Origin of the sequence: Chitinophaga dinghuensis, assembly GCF_003259435.1 — a bacterium.
GTDB classification, from domain to species: domain Bacteria; phylum Bacteroidota; class Bacteroidia; order Chitinophagales; family Chitinophagaceae; genus Chitinophaga; species Chitinophaga dinghuensis.
The window spans coordinates 626,206-646,550 of the sequence record NZ_QLMA01000003.1 but is presented as its reverse complement, the minus strand read 5'-3'; the positions used below and the strand labels follow the sequence as shown (position 1 = coordinate 646,550).

Annotated in this window: 23 protein-coding genes and 1 riboswitch; of the genes, 12 read left to right on the top strand and 11 right to left on the bottom strand. The window is 45.5% G+C overall.

Annotated elements, in window-relative coordinates; translation table 11 throughout:
* Positions 1-2: 2 nt before the first annotated feature.
* Positions 3-674, top strand: coding sequence for a response regulator transcription factor (locus CLV59_RS11770; RefSeq protein ID WP_111592224.1), 672 nt, complete (start codon positions 3-5; stop codon positions 672-674).
* Between the two features lie 31 nt (positions 675-705).
* Here CLV59_RS11770 and CLV59_RS11765 read toward each other — a convergent pair whose 3' ends face one another.
* Positions 706-1,281, bottom strand: a complete 576-nt coding sequence (locus CLV59_RS11765) for a GNAT family N-acetyltransferase (protein WP_111592223.1) — start codon at positions 1,279-1,281, stop codon at positions 706-708.
* 178 nt (positions 1,282-1,459) lie between these two features.
* Between CLV59_RS11765 and CLV59_RS11760 the strand changes: the two genes are divergently transcribed.
* Positions 1,460-2,020, top strand: a complete 561-nt coding sequence (locus tag CLV59_RS11760; protein ID WP_111592222.1) for a cysteine hydrolase family protein — start codon at positions 1,460-1,462, stop codon at positions 2,018-2,020.
* Positions 2,021-2,023: 3 nt separating this feature from the next.
* Positions 2,024-2,611 (top strand): Crp/Fnr family transcriptional regulator, encoded by a 588-nt coding sequence (locus CLV59_RS11755; protein WP_111592221.1) that lies wholly within the window; start codon positions 2,024-2,026, stop codon positions 2,609-2,611.
* A 54-nt stretch (positions 2,612-2,665) separates the two neighbouring features.
* Here the strand turns inward: CLV59_RS11755 and CLV59_RS11750 are convergent, their stop codons facing one another.
* Both CLV59_RS11750 and CLV59_RS11745 read right to left on the bottom strand, forming a co-directional pair.
* The gene (locus CLV59_RS11750) at positions 2,666-3,583 is read right to left on the bottom strand and encodes a PKD domain-containing protein (protein WP_111592220.1); all 918 of its coding nucleotides are present in this window, start codon (positions 3,581-3,583) and stop codon (positions 2,666-2,668) included.
* Positions 3,584-3,889: 306 nt separating this feature from the next.
* Positions 3,890-4,111, bottom strand: a riboswitch (cobalamin riboswitch).
* A 79-nt stretch (positions 4,112-4,190) separates the two neighbouring features.
* A complete protein-coding gene (locus tag CLV59_RS11745; protein ID WP_111592219.1) occupies positions 4,191-5,837 on the bottom strand; it encodes a glycosyl hydrolase family 18 protein in 1,647 nt (548 codons plus the stop codon).
* 138 nt (positions 5,838-5,975) lie between these two features.
* On the opposite strand from CLV59_RS11745, the gene CLV59_RS11740 reads away from it, so the two are divergent.
* Positions 5,976-6,371 (top strand): ribosomal maturation YjgA family protein, encoded by a 396-nt coding sequence (locus tag CLV59_RS11740; protein WP_170137718.1) that lies wholly within the window; start codon positions 5,976-5,978, stop codon positions 6,369-6,371.
* A gap of 62 nt (positions 6,372-6,433) precedes the next feature.
* On the opposite strand, the gene CLV59_RS11735 is transcribed toward CLV59_RS11740, so the two are convergent.
* Together CLV59_RS11735 and CLV59_RS11730 are read right to left on the bottom strand one after the other, a co-directional pair.
* A complete protein-coding gene (locus CLV59_RS11735) occupies positions 6,434-6,793 on the bottom strand; it encodes a SnoaL-like domain-containing protein (protein ID WP_111592217.1) in 360 nt (119 codons plus the stop codon).
* Positions 6,794-6,874: 81 nt separating this feature from the next.
* Positions 6,875-7,723, bottom strand: a complete 849-nt coding sequence (locus CLV59_RS11730; RefSeq protein ID WP_111592216.1) for a helix-turn-helix domain-containing protein — start codon at positions 7,721-7,723, stop codon at positions 6,875-6,877.
* A gap of 80 nt (positions 7,724-7,803) precedes the next feature.
* Here CLV59_RS11730 and CLV59_RS11725 point away from each other — a divergent pair, with 80 nt between their 5' ends.
* A complete protein-coding gene (locus tag CLV59_RS11725) occupies positions 7,804-8,613 on the top strand; it encodes an NAD(P)H-dependent oxidoreductase (RefSeq protein ID WP_111592215.1) in 810 nt (269 codons plus the stop codon).
* Here the strand turns inward: CLV59_RS11725 and CLV59_RS11720 are convergent.
* The 4 genes from CLV59_RS11720 to CLV59_RS11705 all read right to left on the bottom strand — a co-directional run bounded on the left by CLV59_RS11720 (position 8,551) and on the right by CLV59_RS11705 (position 10,948).
* Positions 8,551-8,982 carry an HvfX family Cu-binding RiPP maturation protein gene (locus CLV59_RS11720; RefSeq protein WP_111592214.1) on the bottom strand — a complete coding sequence of 144 codons (432 nt, stop codon included), beginning with the start codon at positions 8,980-8,982 and terminating at the stop codon, positions 8,551-8,553. The two genes, CLV59_RS11725 and CLV59_RS11720, sit on opposite strands and share 63 nt — an antisense overlap.
* Positions 8,983-8,985: 3 nt before the next feature.
* The gene (locus tag CLV59_RS11715) at positions 8,986-9,735 is read right to left on the bottom strand and encodes an HvfC/BufC N-terminal domain-containing protein (protein ID WP_111592213.1); all 750 of its coding nucleotides are present in this window, start codon (positions 9,733-9,735) and stop codon (positions 8,986-8,988) included.
* The gene (locus CLV59_RS11710) at positions 9,710-10,546 is read right to left on the bottom strand and encodes an HvfB family MNIO-type RiPP peptide maturase (RefSeq protein ID WP_111592212.1); all 837 of its coding nucleotides are present in this window, start codon (positions 10,544-10,546) and stop codon (positions 9,710-9,712) included. Before CLV59_RS11710 ends, CLV59_RS11715 begins: the two co-directional genes overlap by 26 nt.
* Positions 10,547-10,615: 69 nt before the next feature.
* On the bottom strand, positions 10,616-10,948 hold the full coding sequence (locus CLV59_RS11705) for a hypothetical protein (RefSeq protein ID WP_111592211.1): 333 nt from the start codon (positions 10,946-10,948) through the stop codon (positions 10,616-10,618).
* 567 nt (positions 10,949-11,515) lie between these two features.
* On the opposite strand from CLV59_RS11705, the gene CLV59_RS11700 reads away from it, so the two are divergent.
* Positions 11,516-12,235 (top strand): hypothetical protein, encoded by a 720-nt coding sequence (locus CLV59_RS11700; RefSeq protein WP_111592210.1) that lies wholly within the window; start codon positions 11,516-11,518, stop codon positions 12,233-12,235.
* Here the strand turns inward: CLV59_RS11700 and CLV59_RS11695 are convergent.
* Together CLV59_RS11695 and CLV59_RS11690 are read right to left on the bottom strand one after the other, a co-directional pair.
* On the bottom strand, positions 12,210-13,079 hold the full coding sequence (locus tag CLV59_RS11695) for a hypothetical protein (protein WP_146616170.1): 870 nt from the start codon (positions 13,077-13,079) through the stop codon (positions 12,210-12,212). The genes CLV59_RS11700 and CLV59_RS11695 overlap by 26 nt on opposite strands.
* Positions 13,080-13,136: 57 nt before the next feature.
* Positions 13,137-14,120, bottom strand: coding sequence for a LuxE/PaaK family acyltransferase (locus CLV59_RS11690; RefSeq protein ID WP_111592208.1), 984 nt, complete (start codon positions 14,118-14,120; stop codon positions 13,137-13,139).
* Positions 14,121-14,272: 152 nt separating this feature from the next.
* Here CLV59_RS11690 and CLV59_RS11685 point away from each other — a divergent pair, with 152 nt between their 5' ends.
* The 6 genes from CLV59_RS11685 (at position 14,273) to CLV59_RS11660 (ending at position 20,308) form a co-directional block, all read left to right on the top strand.
* Positions 14,273-14,737, top strand: a complete 465-nt coding sequence (locus CLV59_RS11685) for a hypothetical protein (protein WP_111592207.1) — start codon at positions 14,273-14,275, stop codon at positions 14,735-14,737.
* 96 nt (positions 14,738-14,833) lie between these two features.
* Entirely contained in the window at positions 14,834-16,372 is a 1,539-nt protein-coding gene (locus CLV59_RS11680; protein ID WP_111592206.1) for an acyl-CoA carboxylase subunit beta, read from the top strand.
* A 57-nt stretch (positions 16,373-16,429) separates the two neighbouring features.
* Complete coding sequence (locus CLV59_RS11675; protein ID WP_170137717.1) at positions 16,430-17,275, top strand: UbiA family prenyltransferase; 846 nt, start codon at positions 16,430-16,432, stop codon at positions 17,273-17,275.
* Positions 17,276-17,321: 46 nt separating this feature from the next.
* The gene (locus tag CLV59_RS11670; RefSeq protein WP_111592204.1) at positions 17,322-18,428 is read left to right on the top strand and encodes a M42 family metallopeptidase; all 1,107 of its coding nucleotides are present in this window, start codon (positions 17,322-17,324) and stop codon (positions 18,426-18,428) included.
* A gap of 121 nt (positions 18,429-18,549) precedes the next feature.
* Entirely contained in the window at positions 18,550-19,452 is a 903-nt protein-coding gene (locus CLV59_RS11665) for a helix-turn-helix domain-containing protein (protein ID WP_111592203.1), read from the top strand.
* A 70-nt stretch (positions 19,453-19,522) separates the two neighbouring features.
* A complete protein-coding gene (locus tag CLV59_RS11660; protein WP_111592202.1) occupies positions 19,523-20,308 on the top strand; it encodes an SDR family NAD(P)-dependent oxidoreductase in 786 nt (261 codons plus the stop codon).
* Positions 20,309-20,345 lie beyond the last annotated feature (37 nt).

Here is a 20,345-nt window from a genome sequence, read left to right as displayed (position 1 = left end):
ATATGAACAACAAAATCAGTATAGCCCTGGTAGATGACCACGTACTCTTCAGAAAAGGTCTGGGTACACTCATCGCCAGCTTTGACGACTACACCCTGCTGTTTGAAGCCAATAATGGTAAGGAATTTATCAGCATGCTCCGCCCGGATAACCTCCCGGATATCGTGCTGCTGGATATTAATATGCCGGAAATGGACGGCTATGAAACCTGCCTTTGGCTGAAGAAAAATCAACCCCACATCAAGGTACTCGCCCTCTCCATGTACGACAACGAACAATCCATCGTTCGAATGTTCAAAGCCGGAGCCAAAGGCTATATCCTCAAAGACTCAGAACCTTCCGAACTCCGGGAAGCCATGAGCTCGCTCGCTCATAAAGGGTACTACTACTCAGAAATGGTTACCGGAAAACTCATCCACTCCATCCATGAAGCGGAAGAAGAAGGAAATACCACCAAATACGCTACCAACTTAACAGAAAGGGAAATCACCTTTCTCAAACTAGTTTGTACTGAACTAACTTATAAAGAGATCGCCGATCAAATGCATCTCAGTGCCCGCACCATTGATGGCTACCGAGACAACCTCTTCGCCAAATTACAGGTGAAAACCCGCGTTGGACTCGTTACTTACGCCCTCAAACACGGTATCGTTATGCTGGACAAACTTCCTTAATCTCTTTTCACTACTATAATATCGCAGAGGACTATACCCCCAACGTATGGTCCTCTGCTTTATATTCCCGCCTTAATAAGGCATACATGTAAATGTCATTATATCTCCCGTCCCAATACTGCCACTCCCGCAATAATCCCTCTTTCTCAAAACCTAATTTCTCCAGTAATACACAAGAATCAGTGTTGTCCTTCATCACCTCCGCCTGTACACGGTTTATCTCCAACGTCCCAAACACATACGCCAGAAACGCCTGCATCGCCTCCTGCATATAACCCCGCTTCCACCAGTTACTGGATAAATCATAGGATATACTGCACTTATTATTACTGTCCATACTGTTAATTCCAATCGTCCCAACTACACTATGCGTTCCCTTAGCAATGATTACCCACCTGATGCCTGTCTTCTCCCGGAACATCCGCTGGTACTGCTGAATCCGCTCCATCGCCTTCCCCCTGTTCGCCAATGGCGCCACAGGATAAAACCGAACCACCTTCGGATCATTGAAAATGAAAAAGATATCCTCCAACATAGCCATGCTCACAGGCGCTAAGGTCAGCCGCTCCGTGGAAAGCACAGGAAAGGCATCAGGCAGTTTATTCATACGTGTACTTCGTTTATATAATCGCGTTATAGCTGTTCATCCTACGCAGCTCCCAACAATATAACAATACGAAAGCACTTTTCCACCATTCCCATTCCTTGAACTAGTTCAACCAACTTTCCTCTCCTACCATTCTACCTTTGCTTCATCATTTCTAATCACTAAAACATTCCGAAAAATGGCAAAGAAAACAGCACTGGTACTCATAGATTTACAAAATGACTATTTCCCAGGCGGCGCCATGGAACTGGTAGCACCCGACATCGCTGCAGCTACCGCCAGCCACCTCCTCTCGCATTTCCGAAACAGCCAGCAACCTGTTATCCATATCCAGCACATCGCCCTGCAGGAAGGCGCTACCTTCTTTTTACCAAATACGCCCGGCGCCGCTATTCATCAAAGCGTACACCCTCTCCCATCAGAAAAAGTCATCACTAAACATTTTCCTAACAGTTTCCGCGATACCGCCCTGCTGGAATATCTGCAAGCGGAGCACATCACCCATTTGGTTTTCTGTGGTATGATGACGGATATTTGCATAGACGCCACCGTCAGAGCAGCATTTGACCTCGGTTTCGAAAATACCATTATCAGCGATGCAGTCACTACCCGCAACAGAGAACTGCATGGAGAAACCATCCCGGCAGGAAATATTACCAAATCCTTCCTGGCAGGATTAAATGCACTCGGTGGACTATATACGCAAATCCAGTCCGGCGAACAGTATTTAACAAAATAAACCATGAACAGATACCCTTCTTTTGAAAAGAATATCGGAAAGTATATTGACCTGTCAGCCGAAGAACTGACGAAGTTAAGCGCCTGCTATACGCTGCAACAGGTCCCTAAAAACACGAACATTCTTTCAGAAGGACAAATCTGTCAATTCGAAGGCTTCGTATTGGAAGGATGTTTTAAAATTTTTTGTGAAGACGAAAACATGAAAGAACATATCCTGTACTTCGCAATAGAAGACTGGTGGGTGTTAGACATCGGCAGCTTCGTTGCAGGTACGCCTTCCAATATGAATATACGCGCATTGGAAGACTCCACTATGCTGGTAATTGATGCATCCAGGAAAGAACAACTGTACCAGGAAATGCCTAAAGCAGAACGCCTCTTCCGCCTCATGAACCAGACTTCCCTCGCAGCCATGCACCAACGTATGATCAGTATGCTGTCCAAAAATGCTGATCAACGCTACCTGGACTTCCAGGAAAAATATCCCACGCTGTCACAACGCATTCCACAACATCAAATTGCAGCATACCTGGGCGTTTCCCACGAATTCCTCAGTAAGGTCCGCAAGAAAGTACTACGTAAAAAATAAAAGCATCGCGGCAGTGTGGACGCCGCGATGCTTTCCCATGAAGGCAATGCCCTCTTAAATATGCAAGTCTCTTGCTCCCTTCACCTCTGTCGATATCTCACCCATAGCGCCGCCATTGCAATTTTGACCTGTGTAAACTTTTACAAAATCGATATAACCCAATGTAACCGGATTACCACTGCTATCCACCGCCCAGGAAATATCGAAAGTATTATAGCCATAAGTACTATAATCACTGGAATAGCTATCGCTGTATCCCCAGGCAAAGGCTAGGTTGGAAACAATGGAACCCGCTGCCAGTGTGTTTGCCAGCTTCGTTCCGGTAAATGAAATAGAATCCTGGTTGGCGGCGAAAGTAGGATAGTAATTATTCGTAGTGTGGTACGCATTGGCCTGCACCACTCCACTGTTACCCTGGTTATCTTTCCAGGCAACACTCGTTCCTACTGCATGTGGATTATAGTAGGTAATCCGGTAGTTCTTGACAGTAGCGCTACTGTTGTATTCACTGCCGGCCAGCTCATACCAGGGATCATCAGGGATGCCGTTGTTATTAACATCCTGGCTAACCATTACCACTCCTGGCTCCGACCATTGATACGAACCGCCTATAGGGTTGCCATACACACCCAGGTCGGCCCCGGTACCATTACTAACAGAGTGGTCAAATCCAAAAATAATATAGCCGCCAAAAGCACCCAACGATACCATGTTGGAAGTACTGCCCACCAAAGCCTGAGCAGCAGCCAATGTTCCGATACCGCTACTGTTTACAAACTGTCCTCCTGCCGGCAGGTACTCATAGACATTACTGATCAGCGGACTACTACTGGCGGTGGCGGGCCGGTACAGGGCAGACTTTGAGCCATTTAACGGCTGCATACGCAGTTCTTCAGCCTGGTTAGCCTTTTGACAAGAGCTCCAGACTACAGCGCCCAACAGGGCCACTACAGGGAAAAGGGATTTTTTCATTTTATGTGTTTTTTTAGGATGCTGCTACGGATAGTATGACGGGTATAACCAAAAGGCATTATGCCTGCTACGATGGGTTACTATTGGAATGTCAATCGATGATTTGCATTTTTGGTTGTTTATGTTTTCAAAAAGAAAATAACAACACTTTCAAAAGATGGCATACGGCAACAGCAAATTAGAATGTTATCCTAACTAATAAAACACTACAAGCATCTCTGCTCCACAGTACCTAAAAGAAGGACGCACTAATAATTTATCCGCTTAAAAACAGCCAGTATTCTTAACCTTTCACCCGAAAGTGTTGAATGAAAATGCAATCTGGCAGGTCTTCTGACTTTCCTGCTTTTCCGGTGGCCTTCCCATCTCTAACTGGTAGAAACAGTGGCAAAGGAGATGATACCGAAAAATCATTACTGATTAAAGTATGCAGGATCACAGCTACGGGGATAGTTCCGGTTTCACACCGGATTCCCTTTTAATACACGAGCAAATAGTGCCCTTGTAACCAAATGCAATACAAACTTAGCACTTGTGATAATATCTACCAAATAGAAAAGCCGTTGCAGTTTTCCTGCAACGGCTCATGAAGAAAAGAAACTATAAACTATTGTATAATCACCTGCTGCGTATACGCCTTACCGTCATATGTTACCTCCAGGAAATAGCTGCCAGCTGGCAAATTAGCCATCTTCATAACAAATGATGCCGCATGCTCTTGCTGCTGTTGCACCACCTGACGGCCCGCACTGAGTAACACCGCTTTTATTACCGACTTACCGCTATACCCCGGAATCTTAACCTGTAAATTTCCACCAGATACTACCGGGTTCGGATACACGTTGAAAACCGGGGTGCTGCTCTTGCCAGCATCATCCATAGTAGCCATGGTAGCCATCGATAAAGCGGCGTTGTTCACCGGCGCCGCCTGCGCATAGATAGAACCAACCACATTGCCTACAACAGAATAATTAAATGATTCCCAGGTACCTACCGCCGTTCTGAAAGAACTCATCGCTGCCACTCCATTCTCGGAGCTGATGTATGCATTGTTATTGCAGCGCAAAGAGATCGTACCATTACTGTTTGTAATCCAGGTAAATTTCTCCCAATCCTGTGCCGTAGCCCGATTACAGGTAATCGACTGCTGCCCGTTCTCAGAAGAAACATATTTTGCCATAGAACGTAAAGCTATTTTTCCGCCACCTGCATCCAATACAGAAAACTGTTCCCAGGTGCCTGGCGTAGCCCGGTTGCAGTTCATAGCGGTAGTACCATTCTCACCACTCACATACATATTGTTATTCCCTCTCAACGTAATCACCTTTCCGATAGGCGCCGTGGAAGTAGATCTGCTCACCACCACTTCATTGATGGCAGATAACAGTGAATTAGCGCCCGTAGCATCCTGAGATAATTCCCAGATCATGATGCCACTACCCTGATCGAAGGCCAGATTCGTTTTCTGCTTAATGGTAGTAATACCGTTATAGCCCACATTATCAAATACATCTGAATATGGATTAGCCCCTCTTGCCACCAACTGGGCAAAAGATTCCCAGGTAGGACGGCCATAAAAAGGTACGCCCAGTACTAACTTGGATGCCGGTAATCCGCGACCCAACCAATAACTAACAGACTGGGAAGCATATGTATAAGTAGAATGATCGAAGTTATTGTAATCGTAAGCCATGAGGTTATAAAAATCCACCAATGCAAAAGCGCTGCTGAGTATACTGGCGCCACCAGTGCCCACTACGGCCCCTGTCAGCAACTTACCGCGATTATGCATCTCCGTACTGAGCTGTGTCATCAGTGAAATATAATTATTCGCAGATGCGCCCGCATCCGGATACTCCCAGTCGATATCCACACCATCCAGATTATACTGGTTCACAAAGTTGATCATGTTATTCACAAAAGTATTGCGATAACCACTGTTCGCAGCAAGACTCTCAAATCCGCTGTCATCTCCATTATTCCATCCTCCTACAGATATCAGCACTTTTACATTATTAGCATGCGCTGTGGAAACAAGACTTTGCAACTTGGAAGGATTGTCAATCGCTTGCAATCCACCTGTTGTAGTAGGCAACAAAAAGGCATAATTGATGTGGGTCAACTTACTATATTGCACCGCACTTACACTTCCCGCCCAGGAAGGCATATAGCCAACCACCCGAAACGGCGACTGTGCAGTGGCTGACAGGAAACAAACAAACAGTAAAAACAGGGTAAATAAACGTCCTTTCATAATGGAATTTTTAACAGTGAATAATAGGTTCCGGAACCCGACAAATGTATCAGAAGGAGGCTGGATCGCGAATTTATCATGTACTTCAATTCTACGTCATCCCTTAAATTTGCTTCCTTTCGTATATCCTTTACATTTATGAGTCTGAAAATCAAACTGCGCCTATTCTACCTGTTATTGATTCCATTCACCATATGGCTGGGACTTTCCACCCGCCTACCCAGCTGGAAAAATATCCCGCTGATGAATCCTTATGCCGGCGATGTCCTCTACGCTACCCTGATTGTATTCGGGCTGCGATTACTGGCATTACGCCCCGCACGCTGGAAAATCAGCACTGCGAGCTTTGTATTCTGCGTATTGATCGAATTGCAACAGCTCTATCGGGCAGATTGGATCATCCGCCTGCGACATACCCCTCCGTTTGGGTTAATACTCGGTTTTGATTTTAGCTGGACAGACATCTGCTGCTACGCACTGGGAGTGCTCATTGGGCACAGCATAAGTGCCCTCGGCGAGAAAGGACTGCAATAAAACAACAGGGAATGAAGGCATCCCCCCATTCCCTGCACAATACGTTTACCCGTTACCGATAGTTACATAAAGAAACGTTCCGCTACAATCTTGCCATTCTTTACCTCATACACGCAAATTTCTGTATACTTCATCCGGTCCATACCTTTCATCGTGACATCCATCGACATAGTTATAGCGAATGAACTTTCTGCAAATAAAGGTGCAGAACATTCCAACGAATGATATTTCTCCACCATTCCATCGAATTTTCTACCTTTCTCATAAATGCCCTGCAATCCGTGCGTTTCTTTCTCAAAGGCAGGAGTAGCATAGGGTTCCACACTAATAGCATCATCTGCATAAAGTTCAGTTTGTGCAGCTTCAAATTCACCTTTGAGGCAAAGTTCTATCAGGCGACTTGCGATTTCAGTTATTTTCATAATCCGGAAGTTTTTACAAATTATTTTAAGTAGATAACTGCTAACACAAAGCATTTGTTCAAACCTTTAGCAGCCTTAATATCAGGCCGTCAGGAGCGCTTTCTTTCTGAATGCGCTTGGATTCATACCATTATGTTTTTTGAACAATCTGGTCAGATGACTCTCGTCTGCAAAATTCAACTCCCACGCAATTTCATTGATCCTCATATTACTATGTAACAAGCGGGTTTCTACCAGCTTCAGTTTATAACGCAAAATATAATCCTGCATATTTTCACCGGCTTGCTTCTTAAAATACCTTCCCAGATAATTAACAGAAACACCTACTGCAACCGCTATCTTCTCTGCTTTCAGCATTTCGGGCTCATATATGTGCGTCTGAATATGACGAATAATTTCCTGCAGGGTCCGGTCATTGTTATTAGGCATTTCCGCTGGCAGTCTGGTGGCTACATTTCGGGCTACCAAAGTAATCAATGTATTCACCAGTTGCTCCATAACTTCCTGTTTATAAAGACTATCCCGCTGATTTTCCTGTCGCAATGCCTGTATCAGATGATGCGCAATAGCGCCATCGGTTTCCTCATGCAAAATACATCCAGGCGCATGCCCCGCATGGTCCAGGATAAACTCCATTCGCTTTACCCATTCCTTTCTTTCATTCATCACCTGCCGTATAAAAACAGCGTTGAACCGCAGGAAAAAAAACTGCGTGGTTGCATGTACTTCAAAGTGGTGCTTATCTTCAGGCGTTAACAAAAACAAATGGCCGGGGCCGTACTCAAACCGGTTGTCGTTCGCCACCTGCGTGCCAGTCCCTTCCAGGATGTATACCAACTCAAAGAAGTTATGATAATGCGGTACTACCGGACAATGATCCGTATTGATTTCCCGGATCTCAAATGGCTGAAATATGTTTTCTCTCATCATAATTCAAAAATTTGGAAAAATTGTACAATTATTTCACTATCGAATTGTACAATTTTACATTATCAAAAGTAACAAATTTTATGAATGTACTAATCATATTTGCACATCCCGAACAGCGTTCTCTCAACGGTACCATTAAAAATACTGCGGTAGCTCATCTGGAAGCGGCCGGCCATCAGGTGGAAGTTTCCGACTTATATCAAATGAACTGGAAATCTGCTGTAGATGGAGCGGATTACCAACACAACCAGGAAGAACGCCTATTCGTAGGCAACGCCTCTAAATCAGCGCTCGAAAATCAAACCTTATCTCCGGATATCGTTGCAGAACAAGCAAAAGTATTACGTGCCGACCTCATTATATTTCAGTTTCCGCTATGGTGGTTTTCTATGCCGGCAATATTGAAAGGTTGGGTAGACAGGGTATTTACCAAAGGATTTGGCTATGGTACAGGCAAACGCTATGGCGGTGGCAAACTCCTGGGCAAGAAAGGGATGCTGATCGTTACGGCGGGAAGCGATACCCACAGTTTTAGTCTGAATGGCATCAACGGCCATATGGATGATCTACTGTTTCCTATTCATCATGGTATTATGTGGTATAGCGGCATTACGCCACTGGCGCCTTTTATTGTGCATGAAGCCAATCATATACCAGAGGAACGAGTAGCGGCAGCTTTACAAGCGCTGAAAGCGCGGCTCGACTCCCTGGAAACGCTTCCTCCTATTCAATACTACTCTTCTGTAGCTGGCGATTACGATGAAAATGAGTTACTGAAAACGCATCTCAGAGGAGATAAATCCGGATTTGCAGTTCACCGGAAACCATCAGCGTCGCTTGCGCTCAATGAAGTAGTCGATACTGATTCTACCAGCGCCATACACCAATAATACAAACAGCATCAGTATATAATATAAAGGAATTTCAAAGCCATTATTGCCGGACTCAAATCCATTCTCCCAATGGACGGTAATAATGGCTACTACCATACTGAACATCAGTGGTATAGTGATATACCGGACATATAATCCCAGGAACAGCCATACTACCCCAACGGTTTCTGTACATGCTACCAGGTAAGCGCTGACGTAGGGCGCGGGAATATGTAGTTGCCCAAACCAATCGCCGATACCATGAATATCTTTCCATTTCATGGTGGCAGGCCCCAGATAGCCATATGCGAGTACCAGCCGCAATAATAACAATGGTAAATCTTTCAGGGCAGACAACTTTTCCGCCCAAATGCGATATGCTTTCATATATCAGGGTTGAAATCCTAGTACGAGTTGCCGCGTCTGCATCTCCTGCAAGAAGAGGACAGTCTCCGATGCTAAAGTATCCGTTACCGTTATATTCAAATCAGGCGCATAAGCCAGTATATCCGACAACGTTATACCCGCATATAATTGCTCCATCACAAAGGCCAGCCAGGGCGATAATTCAATAAACTGTACCAGGCCGGTTTCAGGCATGCGGTACAGCAATACAAACCATGCTCCTGCCTGCTGCAATATCTTACGACGGTTTGTTTCCTTATGTACCGGGTATTTAAAGGCCAGCAGCCTATATTCCGGATTAAGTAAAATGGATTCCTGCAGCCAGTTGCCCTGCAGTTTAAATGCAGGAACAGCCAAGTCTTCCATATTGTAGAGTTCCAACTCCGCCCATTCAAAGCTGAGCAAATCGTTGAGGTAAGGAATATGATGTTTTTCATCCCAACTATTTTCTACCGCATAAGTGTAAAACTCCAGCGGCATCTTCCACAACTGGTAGGATTGACAGGCATGTTGACTACAAAACTCCTTTGTCATACTGTCCCATTTTCCTTGTGGCAGATTCGCAAAAGCAATAGGGAATGCTGTTTCCAGGGCATCCGCAAAAATATTGAATACCATTTCCCGGTACCAGGCCATCCGGTCGGTCTGCACTCCAGAGAGATTACCCTTTTTGCCGGTGCGGCAATAGCGGGAAAAGGCCTGTTGGACGCTATATGTTTCCGCTGACAAGTGCATGATTTCTACTCCAATGTTTATTACAAATAGCTTTTAACCGGTTTAGTTCACCTTGCAATTCCGGCAGCTGCGGGAAATTATAATCCCGTTCCAGCAATACCGGTACAGGTTTCAGTCGCTGTATAGTCCCTTCAAAGAGATCGTATACCGGATCGATAATGGCATCAGCGTGGGTATCAATAATAAGATCCGGCGTTACTTTTTCATGCCCCGCCATATGGATATAACCTACTTTATCGAGGGGAAGTTGCGCAATGAATTCCTTCGCGTCATACTGATGATTGAATGCATTCACATATATATTGTTTACATCCAGCAACAACTGACAACCGCTCTGACGCACAATTTCACTGATAAAATCGCTTTCGCTCATTTCCGCCGCTACAGGGGTATAGTAAGACACGATTTCCATCACCAGCGGTCGCTGCATATAGTCTTGTACCTGCTGAATACGCTCGGAAATATGCCTGACGGCATCCATTCTGAATGGCACGGGCAACAGATCATACATATGCGCATTATCACACTTGGAGTAACTGATATGTTCAGAGTAAAGCTGGATCTGATATTCCTCCAGGAATGATTTTACATAACGCAGGAATTCCTGATCCAAAGGTTCCGGACTTCCGATTGATAGCGATAAACCATGACAGAGCACCGGGTATCTCTCTACCGCCTGATGCAATAATTTCTTCCAATGTCCTCCGATATGCATCCAGTTTTCTGGTGCAAACTCTATGAAATCGGGATGAATTAATTCGCCGGCGATCAGCTCCTGTGCAAACTCCCGTCTAAATCCAATACCTACCATAAGATAGCGTTTACAGGTAAGAGAAAAAGGAAGACAGCGCTTTACTGCTGTCTTCCTGATTGCATATAATTACATACCACCACCTTTACCAGTACTATCTTTCACTGGTTTGGTACCTTTTCCTTTAGCGCCTTTTTTATGTCCTGCACATTTACCCGCAGCACATTTACCTGGAGAACATTTGCCCTCATGTGTTTTAGCGGTGGAGTCTTTACCGCTGCATTTCATTTCTGTAGTCATGATATGGCCGTTGCCTGCCAGTGCACTTCTTACAGAGGTACCACTGCCCATATTGTTGTAACTAACAGGGTTGGCATTAGCCAGCGTAGCCAGCCCGAGGATAGCGCCGGCAACAAGAGATCCGGAGAAAATTACTTTCTTGTTAACTGATTTGTTTTCCATGTTTAGAGAATTTATAACTGAGTAAAAAAAGCATTACTGGTTTCTAAAAAATCGGAAATAAATATGGAATCCTAACTACAATAAAATGAAACAAATTTACAATCAGACGGATAGCCTATTCTTTCGTGCACACATCGTTTATTTCAGATTCATGATAGTTTCAGAAGGGGGATCAATGAATTGTTGAACTCGCTATTACAGGTAATCATATGCCAGGCTCCGGAAAAGATATCGCATGCAGAGGTCCGGTTGTCTCCCTAAATATTCTTCCTCTACAATAACCGATCCGAAGGCAGATGGTTCAGTATTAAGAGCTGTTGGAAATGCCAACAATGCTATTCTCCGGAAAATCTTTTTAATCAGTTAGGATACCAGGAGCTAAAAAATGGGGCATTTTACTTTACAAGTAGTGGCAAAAAAATGTAGATAACCCAATTTGTATTATTTTTGACATGACGGTAACTACAACTACCTGCCGGCTATTCCGGCAAATTTATATAACGGACATCCATATACTATACCTAAACGGGTAGTTTCAGGTGACTTGCTAAAACTAATTAACAGGCCATGAACAATCAAACGCCTCCTGTAACTTCCACCTTCTTTGTTGCACTGGTGAAGGATTATTTGCGTGGAAACAAAACAAAAGCGGAAGTATTAGCTGATATCGCTCCTGTACAGGCCGCCTCTGTGGCTGTTGGGGAAGAAGTAACACAGATGCTGCTGTCTACAGCCCGCACTGTTAATGAGGATTTTTATCAGCAGATACTCACTGAAATGCCACATGCCGTGGAAACTACGCCTACCCGTGCCGGCATGATCCACCACCTGAAAGCGCTGCTGGCTGGCCACATTAGTACCACCGATTTCCTGGAATGGGCCACCTGGCATAATGAACCCAATACAGATATGGGCGCCGGCTTCTTCGACGATATCGCGATAGATTATCTCTGCACCCAGCTCCTGCCACAATACGGCAAGGAACTCACCCGCGAACACTACGAAAAAGCCCTTAAAATCCTCAGCAATCAACAGCATCAGGTGCTGAAAGATAAGGTAGCCCTCGTGTTACTTACAGAAAAAGAACAACAACGCTTCCTCTTCTACCTGGGCGATTATATCCAGGGCCATACCTCTCCGGAACAACTGGATGTTTACCTGCTGAACCGTTTCGGTATGGACCATCATTCCTTTCCATACATGCACACATTGGCCGCCATTATGCAGGAGCCGTCCAAATTACCGGCATTGCTGCATATGGCTAAGAATGGAGCTTCTCTTGAATAATATCTGAAATCTTTAACTGACGGGGCTCCTGGGTAATCATATCCCAGGGAAGCGTAAGCATCACCGTGCCGTCGCTGTACCACAGTTCCTTTCTGAACGGAGCCGCTACCGGCAGTATTTTACCCGCATCTGTAATGTCCTGCAACTGCTGACGATATGGCTCCCGGATATGAATGTATCCACCAAATACCTGGTGCATACTAACAGGCATCCATATACGAGCAGATACCAATACCGGTGTACCACTGGTATCCGCCGGCATCTCCTGTGTAAAAGCAAATTCCTGGCATTTTACCCCCAGGATCTCCTCTTCTTCGCCCGTCGGCTTCAGTTGATCCAGGTAGTCCGGCTCTCCGGGATAAACTGGCGACATATCACGCAGGTCCAGCAATGCTTTCTCTCCGCTACCCATGTTATGAATGGCCGTTACACTCAATTGGGAAGCATGGTTGAAATCCGCGATATACATGTATTTCGCCTTATTGGAGGCATTAGACATCAGGATGGCCAGTTGCGGCTGCTCACTGTTATACATGGTCAGCACTTCATTTACTTCCCGGGAAGCAGTATCCTCAGGCGCCTTGCGATACACCTTCTGGTAAAGGACTACATCAAAATCATAGGTAGAATCTATCTGGATTTTCTGCGCTCCGCCAATAATCAATGAAGGCCCACTCAGGGGCTTCCTACCGGCAGATTCATAAGGACCATCGTCCAACTGAAGGGTATCCTTTTTCGGGCCTTCCAGGCGGAATCCATCTTTGAGTTGCTTAATAATCGCTTCCTGGGCCATGGAATCGGCCCAGATAAGGGTACATACGAGTAGCATTATTACCCGTTTCATAGGCATAGGTGTTATATACCCGGGCAATTTACATTAAAATAAATTACAATAAAACAATCAGCTAACCATTAGGCTACAGCCTCTCAGGGCGGAATTATCAAGGCGGCCCAATACTTCAAACTGGCCATCCTCGTGCATTTTACCGATATCGTCTGTGGCAATAAAAGCACAGGAGTAAATATTGGCCAGATCGATGACGTTGATCACGCCTGCACCTTTACCTGTTTTGAGATCGAAGGGATCATTTTCATCGCGGAGCAGAATTTTCATCCAGGGCGGCGTGGTAAACAGGCCATTTCCTTGGGAATATGCCTGGGACAAGAGTTCGGTCATACCATATTCGGCATGTACAACGGGTACGCCCAAACGTTCTTTCAGGTAATCGTGGACTTCCTGTCGGGTCCATTCTTCCCGGCGACCTTTCATTCCGCCGGTTTCCATGACAATGGTGTGTTGGAGGTTTAGTTTGAAATTTTCCGCGAAATCCAGCAGCCCAAAGGTGACGCCAATCAGCAGTACTTTCTGTCCGCGGGCTTCCAGCTGTTGCAGTTCTGCTGCGAGTTTGGCATGTTCGTAGAGATAGAAGCCACTCTCTGGTTTTCCACTTTTCTCGATCATCACCTGTACCATGCGTACCAGCGAGGAATGCTGCCGCTCCAGGTAAGAAGGCAGCAAACCAACGATCACATAATCTTCCACCCTACCATACAACTGCTCAAAGGCCGTCATAAAACTGCGGGTATAGATATCGCTGTACTTTACCAGGTGTTTGCTGTTGATGGTTTGCGTTGTGCCGCTGCTTTCAAAAACCAGTTCCGGCGTGAAGTTACCGCATACAACAGCGTGGGTTTTAAAGAATTGTATCGGGAGATACGGTATCTCCAGGATGCTTTTTACCTCCTCAGGACGGATATGCAGGGCATTCGTATAGGCGCGATAGATATCATTTTCGCGATATTGAAAACGAAAAAGCTCCAGGGATAAGGCTTCCAGGCCTTCCGGCTGCAGGGTAAAAATATTATCTGGTGATACTCCACTCATCTGTTAGATACTTTAAATCAATGCAAAGGTAGGGAGAAGAATAATTTTAGCCGCAGTAAGTAACAATTGATATAAAAAAACGTTAGTTAATGAGTACCTGCGGGATACAACGATATATTTGTATATTACCTAAATTAATGTAGGTTTGTTTTATGAAGAAATTCCTGTTATTATTCCTGTTTGCAGCCTTCGTTGTGCTTTCTTGTAACAAGGACAATTACGGCCCGATACCCACCATTAGTTTTGAAAGTTGGTCCTTACCTTCCATAGACAGCAATACAGCAGTAGTAAATGCCTTTTTCCGCGTGAAAGACGGAGATGGCGACATCGACTCCGCCATTTTCTATCGTATACATTATTTTATTGCCAATCCAGCTACAGATACTGCCCGATTTGGCATGAAACATATGGCGGGAATTGGCGAAAATACAGGTAAAAGCGTGAATGCCCAGGTGAAACTGCCGCTGGAAAAAATTGATTTTGTCCGTTGGATAGAACACACCGAAGACCGCCCGGATAGTATGTGGATGGAAGTATTCATCCAGGACAGAGCAGGGAATATCAGCGATACCATTACCACTAAAAAAATTCCCATATTCAAGAAGCGCGCGCCATGATTACTGGCCATTATTCCCTTCCTGATAAAAAATTTATAGACGCCGCAACACTGCGGCGTTTATTTTATCTTTAAATTACTGCCAGAATTTCCCGCGATGAATAAAATAGAAGAACTACAATCAAAGATAGCCGAAGCCAAGTTAGGTGGCGGTGAAGTAAGAATTGCCTCCCAGCACAAAAAAGGTAAACTGACCGCCCGCGAAAGGCTGCAGCTCCTGCTGGACGAAGGCTCATTTGAAGAACTGGATATGCTGGTTACCAACCGTAACAGAGGCCTCACCTTCGACCAGGAACAGTTCCTCGGCGATGGCGTGGTTACTGGCTATGGAACCATCAACGGCCGTCTGGTGTATGTTTTCTCTCAGGACTTCACCGTTTACGGCGGTAGTCTCTCCGAACCGCATGCCCGTAAAATCTGTAAAATCATGGACCTCGCCATGGACAATGGCGCCCCATTAATTGGTTTGAACGACAGTGGCGGCGCACGTATCCAGGAAGGAGTAGTGAGTCTGGGCGGTTATGCAGATATTTTCTACCGCAATACCAGGGCTTCCGGCGTGATTCCACAAATCAGCGCCATTATGGGACCTTGCGCCGGCGGCGCCGTATATTCTCCTGCCATCACCGACTTTATCATGATGGTGGAGCAAACATCCTATATGTTCGTTACAGGACCTAACGTGGTGAAAACCGTTACGCATGAAGAAGTAACCTCCGAAGAACTCGGCGGCGCACAAACCCATGCTACCAAAAGCGGCGTAACCCATTTCTCCTGCGCCAACGAAGTGGAATGTATCCAAAACATCAAACAACTCCTGAGCTATATCCCGCAAAACTGCGAGGGAACAGCACCCGTATACCCCTACACGTTAGGGAATGAGGTAAGAGAAAAGCTGGATACCCTGATTCCGGCCAATCCCAACCAGCCTTATGATATGAAGGAAGTGATCGCAGAACTCACTGATGCAGACAGTTTCTTCGAAGTACATAAAGACTTCGCAGAAAACCTGATCGTTGGTTTTGCAAGCATCGCCGGCAGAAGTATTGGTATTGTGGCCAACCAGCCTGCCCATCTGGCCGGCGTACTGGACATCCATGCTTCCGTAAAAGGCGCCCGCTTTACCCGCTTCTGTGACGCCTTCAACGTTCCGTTGCTCGTACTCGTAGACGTACCCGGCTTCCTCCCTGGTACAGACCAGGAATGGAATGGTATCATCACCAACGGCGCTAAATTACTGTATGCCCTCAGCGAAGCCACCGTGCCCAAACTGACGGTTACCACCCGCAAAGCCTATGGCGGCGCTTACTGTGTGATGAACTCCAAACATATCGGAGCCGACCTGAATTTTGCCTTCCCACAAGCAGAAATTGCGGTAATGGGCGCTAAAGGCGCGGTAGAAATCATTTTCAAAAAAGAAATTGATGGTGCAGAGAACCCCGAAGTACGCATGACCGAGCTGGTTAACGACTACACAGAACGCTTCGCAAATCCTTATCTGGCGGCAGAGAAGGGCTATATAGACGAGGTAGTAGTTCCTTCCCAGACCAGGGTTAAATTGATCAAAGGTTTCAAAATGCTCGAAAATAAAGTGGTAAACATGCCAAGAAAAAAACACGGCAATATACCTTTGTAATGTGGTTAGGGGTTGCCTGAACGGCAGCCCCTGCAACTTTACCAAATGCTCGTGCGCATGTTGAAAAAGCTATTCAATTTTTTTGTTAATTCATCACTCTGGATTACACTCTGTGCATTGTTGATGATCTGGCAGACCAACCGGCTGCTACTCCTGCAATATGACCAGTGTAATTTCTACCTGTTTGTTTTCTTCTCCACCATTTGCAGTTATAATTTCCATTGGTACCTCACCCCGGATGATCCTACTTCACAGTCCGAACGTATACACTGGGCTGCCCGTCATCGCAAGATGATGCTGGTATGCTGCGCTATTGGCGCCATTGGCTCCGCCTATTTCTTCTGGCAGCTACGCGCACACTGGCTGGAACTCTGTGGAGCCGCCTTCCTGACCTTTTTATATTCAGCGCCCAAAGTGCCACATCCGTCTTTACGATGGCTGAGCAAAATCGCCGTAGGAAAAACGCTGTTCCTCACCTTTGTATGGACTTACGTCACTACGGTTTTGCCGGCACTGATCGCCGACCATGCCGCCACCATACCCGTGATACTGTTCACGCTACACCGTTTTGCGCTGGTATATGCCATTTGTATACTCTTTGATAACAGAGACCTGGAGGAAGACAGAAAGGCCGGCATCCGCAGTCTGATCACACATCTGAGCACAAAGGATTTACTGCGGGTATATTTTGCCTCCCTGCTGCTGGCTGCCGTTACAGCGGGCGCCCTTACGCCCTATGCAGATGCTCCAGCCATTGCGAGTTTGCTCCTGGCCGTATTGGCCACCGCGCTGATTACCCGCAAGGCATGGACAAACAATGCCGATTATCTCTATTACTTCGTACTGGACGGTTTTATGATGTTATCCGCGGTCATTCACCTGCTGCTGGTATACTGCATTTGAAATTGTCAAAATAAATTACATTTGTTCGATCACAATCTGGAAGCATATGTCTAAGAAACAGAAATCAATATTCACGAAGGAATCGCTTGCATTCCTCAAAGATTACCTGAACAACCCATCTCCTACCGGTTTTGAGAAAGAAGGACAGAAGTTATGGCTGAAATATATCACGCCGTATATCGATGAACATATGGTAGATGCATATGGCTCTGTTGTAGGCGTTATCAACCCGAAAGCGCCATTCAAGGTGGTTATTGAAGCCCATGCGGATGAAATCTCCTGGTTTGTAAACTACATTTCTCCGGAAGGACTGATCTATGTAATCCGTAATGGTGGCTCCGATCAGCAAATTGCACCTTCTAAAAGAGTAAACATACATACAGAAAAAGGTATTGTAAAAGCAGTCTTCGGATGGCCCGCTATTCACACCCGTTTACGCGGTGGAGAAGGGAAAGAGCCACAACCAAAGGTAGACAACATCTTCCTGGACTGCGGCGCCCGTAGCCGTAAAGAAGTAGAAGATCTGGGTATCCACGTTGGTTGCGTATGCACTTTCGAAGATGGTTTCGAAGAGCTGAACTACGATTATTATATCTGCCGCGCCATAGATAACCGTATCGGCGGTTTTATGATTGCTGAAGTAGCCCGCCTCCTGAAAGAAAAGAAACAGGAGCTTCCTTTTGGTTTATACATCGTCAATGCGGTACAGGAAGAAGTAGGACTGCGTGGTGCAGAGATGATCGCCAAACGTATCAAACCTAACGTGGCTATCATCACAGACGTAACCCACGATACCACCACACCGATGATCAATAAAAACATCGAAGGTGAAATCAAATGTGGCGCAGGTCCAAGCATCACTTACGGTCCGGCAGTACATAACATTTTGCGTGATATCATCATCAAAACAGCTAAAAAGCATGATATCCCTTACCAACTGCATGCTGTGAGTCGCAGTACCGGTACCGATACAGATGCATTTGCATATTCCAATGATGGTACTCCTTCTGCACTGATCAGTTTGCCATTACGCTATATGCATACTACCGTGGAAATGGTGAAAAAAGAGGATATTGAAAATACCATTCAACTGATTTATCATACCCTCCTCACCATCACACCAAAAACTAATTTCAACTACCTGAAAGACTAAATAATTCTCAGGATAAAAGCTCAAAACCGTAATGGACGTCTGCGATGTTCATTACGGTTTGATCTTTTCGGTTGTCCTGGTACCGCATTTGATACCCATTCTTTATGGTTAACTTTAGGATATGAGCAGGAAAGAAACGATCGCAGGCTTTTATGACCAACATGGGCAACCCTATGCCGGAGGAGGTAATTTTTTTGTGTACCAAAGAGAGGCATTTGCATGTGATGTAACGCAGCTACCTTCCAACAGGCGGGACTTCTATAAAATATCTATGATTACTTCCGGGGAAGGTATTGTAGGGCATGCAGACAAAACTATTCATATACAACAACCTGCCATCACATTTTCAAACCCCTGGATACCTTTTTCCTGGGAGCCTACCACCACAGATCAGAAAGGATATTTCTGTGTTTTTACAGAAGAGTTCATCACCCCAGAACTAAGGAAAGGAAGCTTGGCCCAGTCTCCTCTATTCAAGGTGGGCGGGGATCACTTGTTTTTCCTGGAACCTGCCAATCAAATCTTGCTCACACGGATTTTTGAAAGTATGCTACAGGAAAGCCAATCTGATTATGCCAATAAAAATGAAATCCTGAACAACTACGTGCAGATCATTATGCATGAAGCGCTGAAAATGCAACCGCCCACAGATCAGTACCAATCGGGCAACGCAGCAGAACGGATCAGCAGCCTGTTTATGGAATTACTGGATTTACAATTCCCCATAGATTCCCGGCAACAGACTTTACAATTTAAGAATGCCAACGAGTTTGCCACTCAGCTCAATATTCACACCAACCACCTGAACAGAGCGCTCCGCGAAGTTACCGGTAAGACCACTACGGAATGGATTTCCGACAGGATTACCCAGGAAGCGAAAACGCTACTGCAACGCAGCAGCTGGGGGATCTCTGAAATAGGCTATACGCTTGGATTCGAGCACTCCTCTAATTTTAATACCTTCTTCAAAAAACATACTTCCCTTACGCCAAATCAGTTCCGCAAAACGATTGTTGTCAATTAATAACTTTCTGTTTGAATGGCATAATTTTTAAAATTGCCACTGCCTCACCTTTGTCATAAATATTCAAACTATGACAAACGAATCAATGAAAGGCAAAGTAGCCGTTATTACAGGAGGAACCACTGGTATAGGATTAGCCACTGCAGCATTATTTCTCCAACATGGAATGAAAGTGGTGATCGCAGGACGCCGTCAGGAAGAAGGCCGCAAAGCCCTCGCACAACTCCGTCAAATCAGTCAGGAGGTAGATTATGTATCAACAGATGTTTCCCAATCTGAGCAAGTAGCACAATTGATTGATACAGCTGTTCAGTTGTTTGGCCGACTGGATGTTTTGTTCAGCAATGCCGGTATAGAAGGACATTTTGGCCCAATTGGCGATATCGCAGAATCCAGTTATGATGAACTGATGCACATTAATGTGAAAGGTGTTTGGCTGGGTGCAAAATACGCTGTGGCACAGTTTAAGCGTCAGGGAGATGGAGGCGCAATCGTTAATACCTCTTCCTGGCTGGCCCGTGGCGCTTTTGCTGGCTCCGCGATTTATTCTGCTTCCAAAGCGGCACTGGATGCTATGACCAGAGGACTGGCAGTAGAACTTGCTGCAGAAAATATCCGGGTAAATAATGTGCAACCTGGCTATATCCATACCCCTATGTTTGATCGGTTTTTCCCAGCAGAAAATGGAGAAGCGTTAATGGCACCGTTGCGGAAACATGCGCCTATGGGCCGATTCGGAACATCTGAGGAAGTAGCGGAATTAGTACTCTGGTTGAGTAGTCCGGCTGCACGCTTTGTAACCGGAGAAAGCATTGCCGTAGATGGCGGGTTAGCCATTGGAGGTCAGCGTATGTAAAAAAACGCGGGCTGGACAAATAACTTTGCCCAGCCCG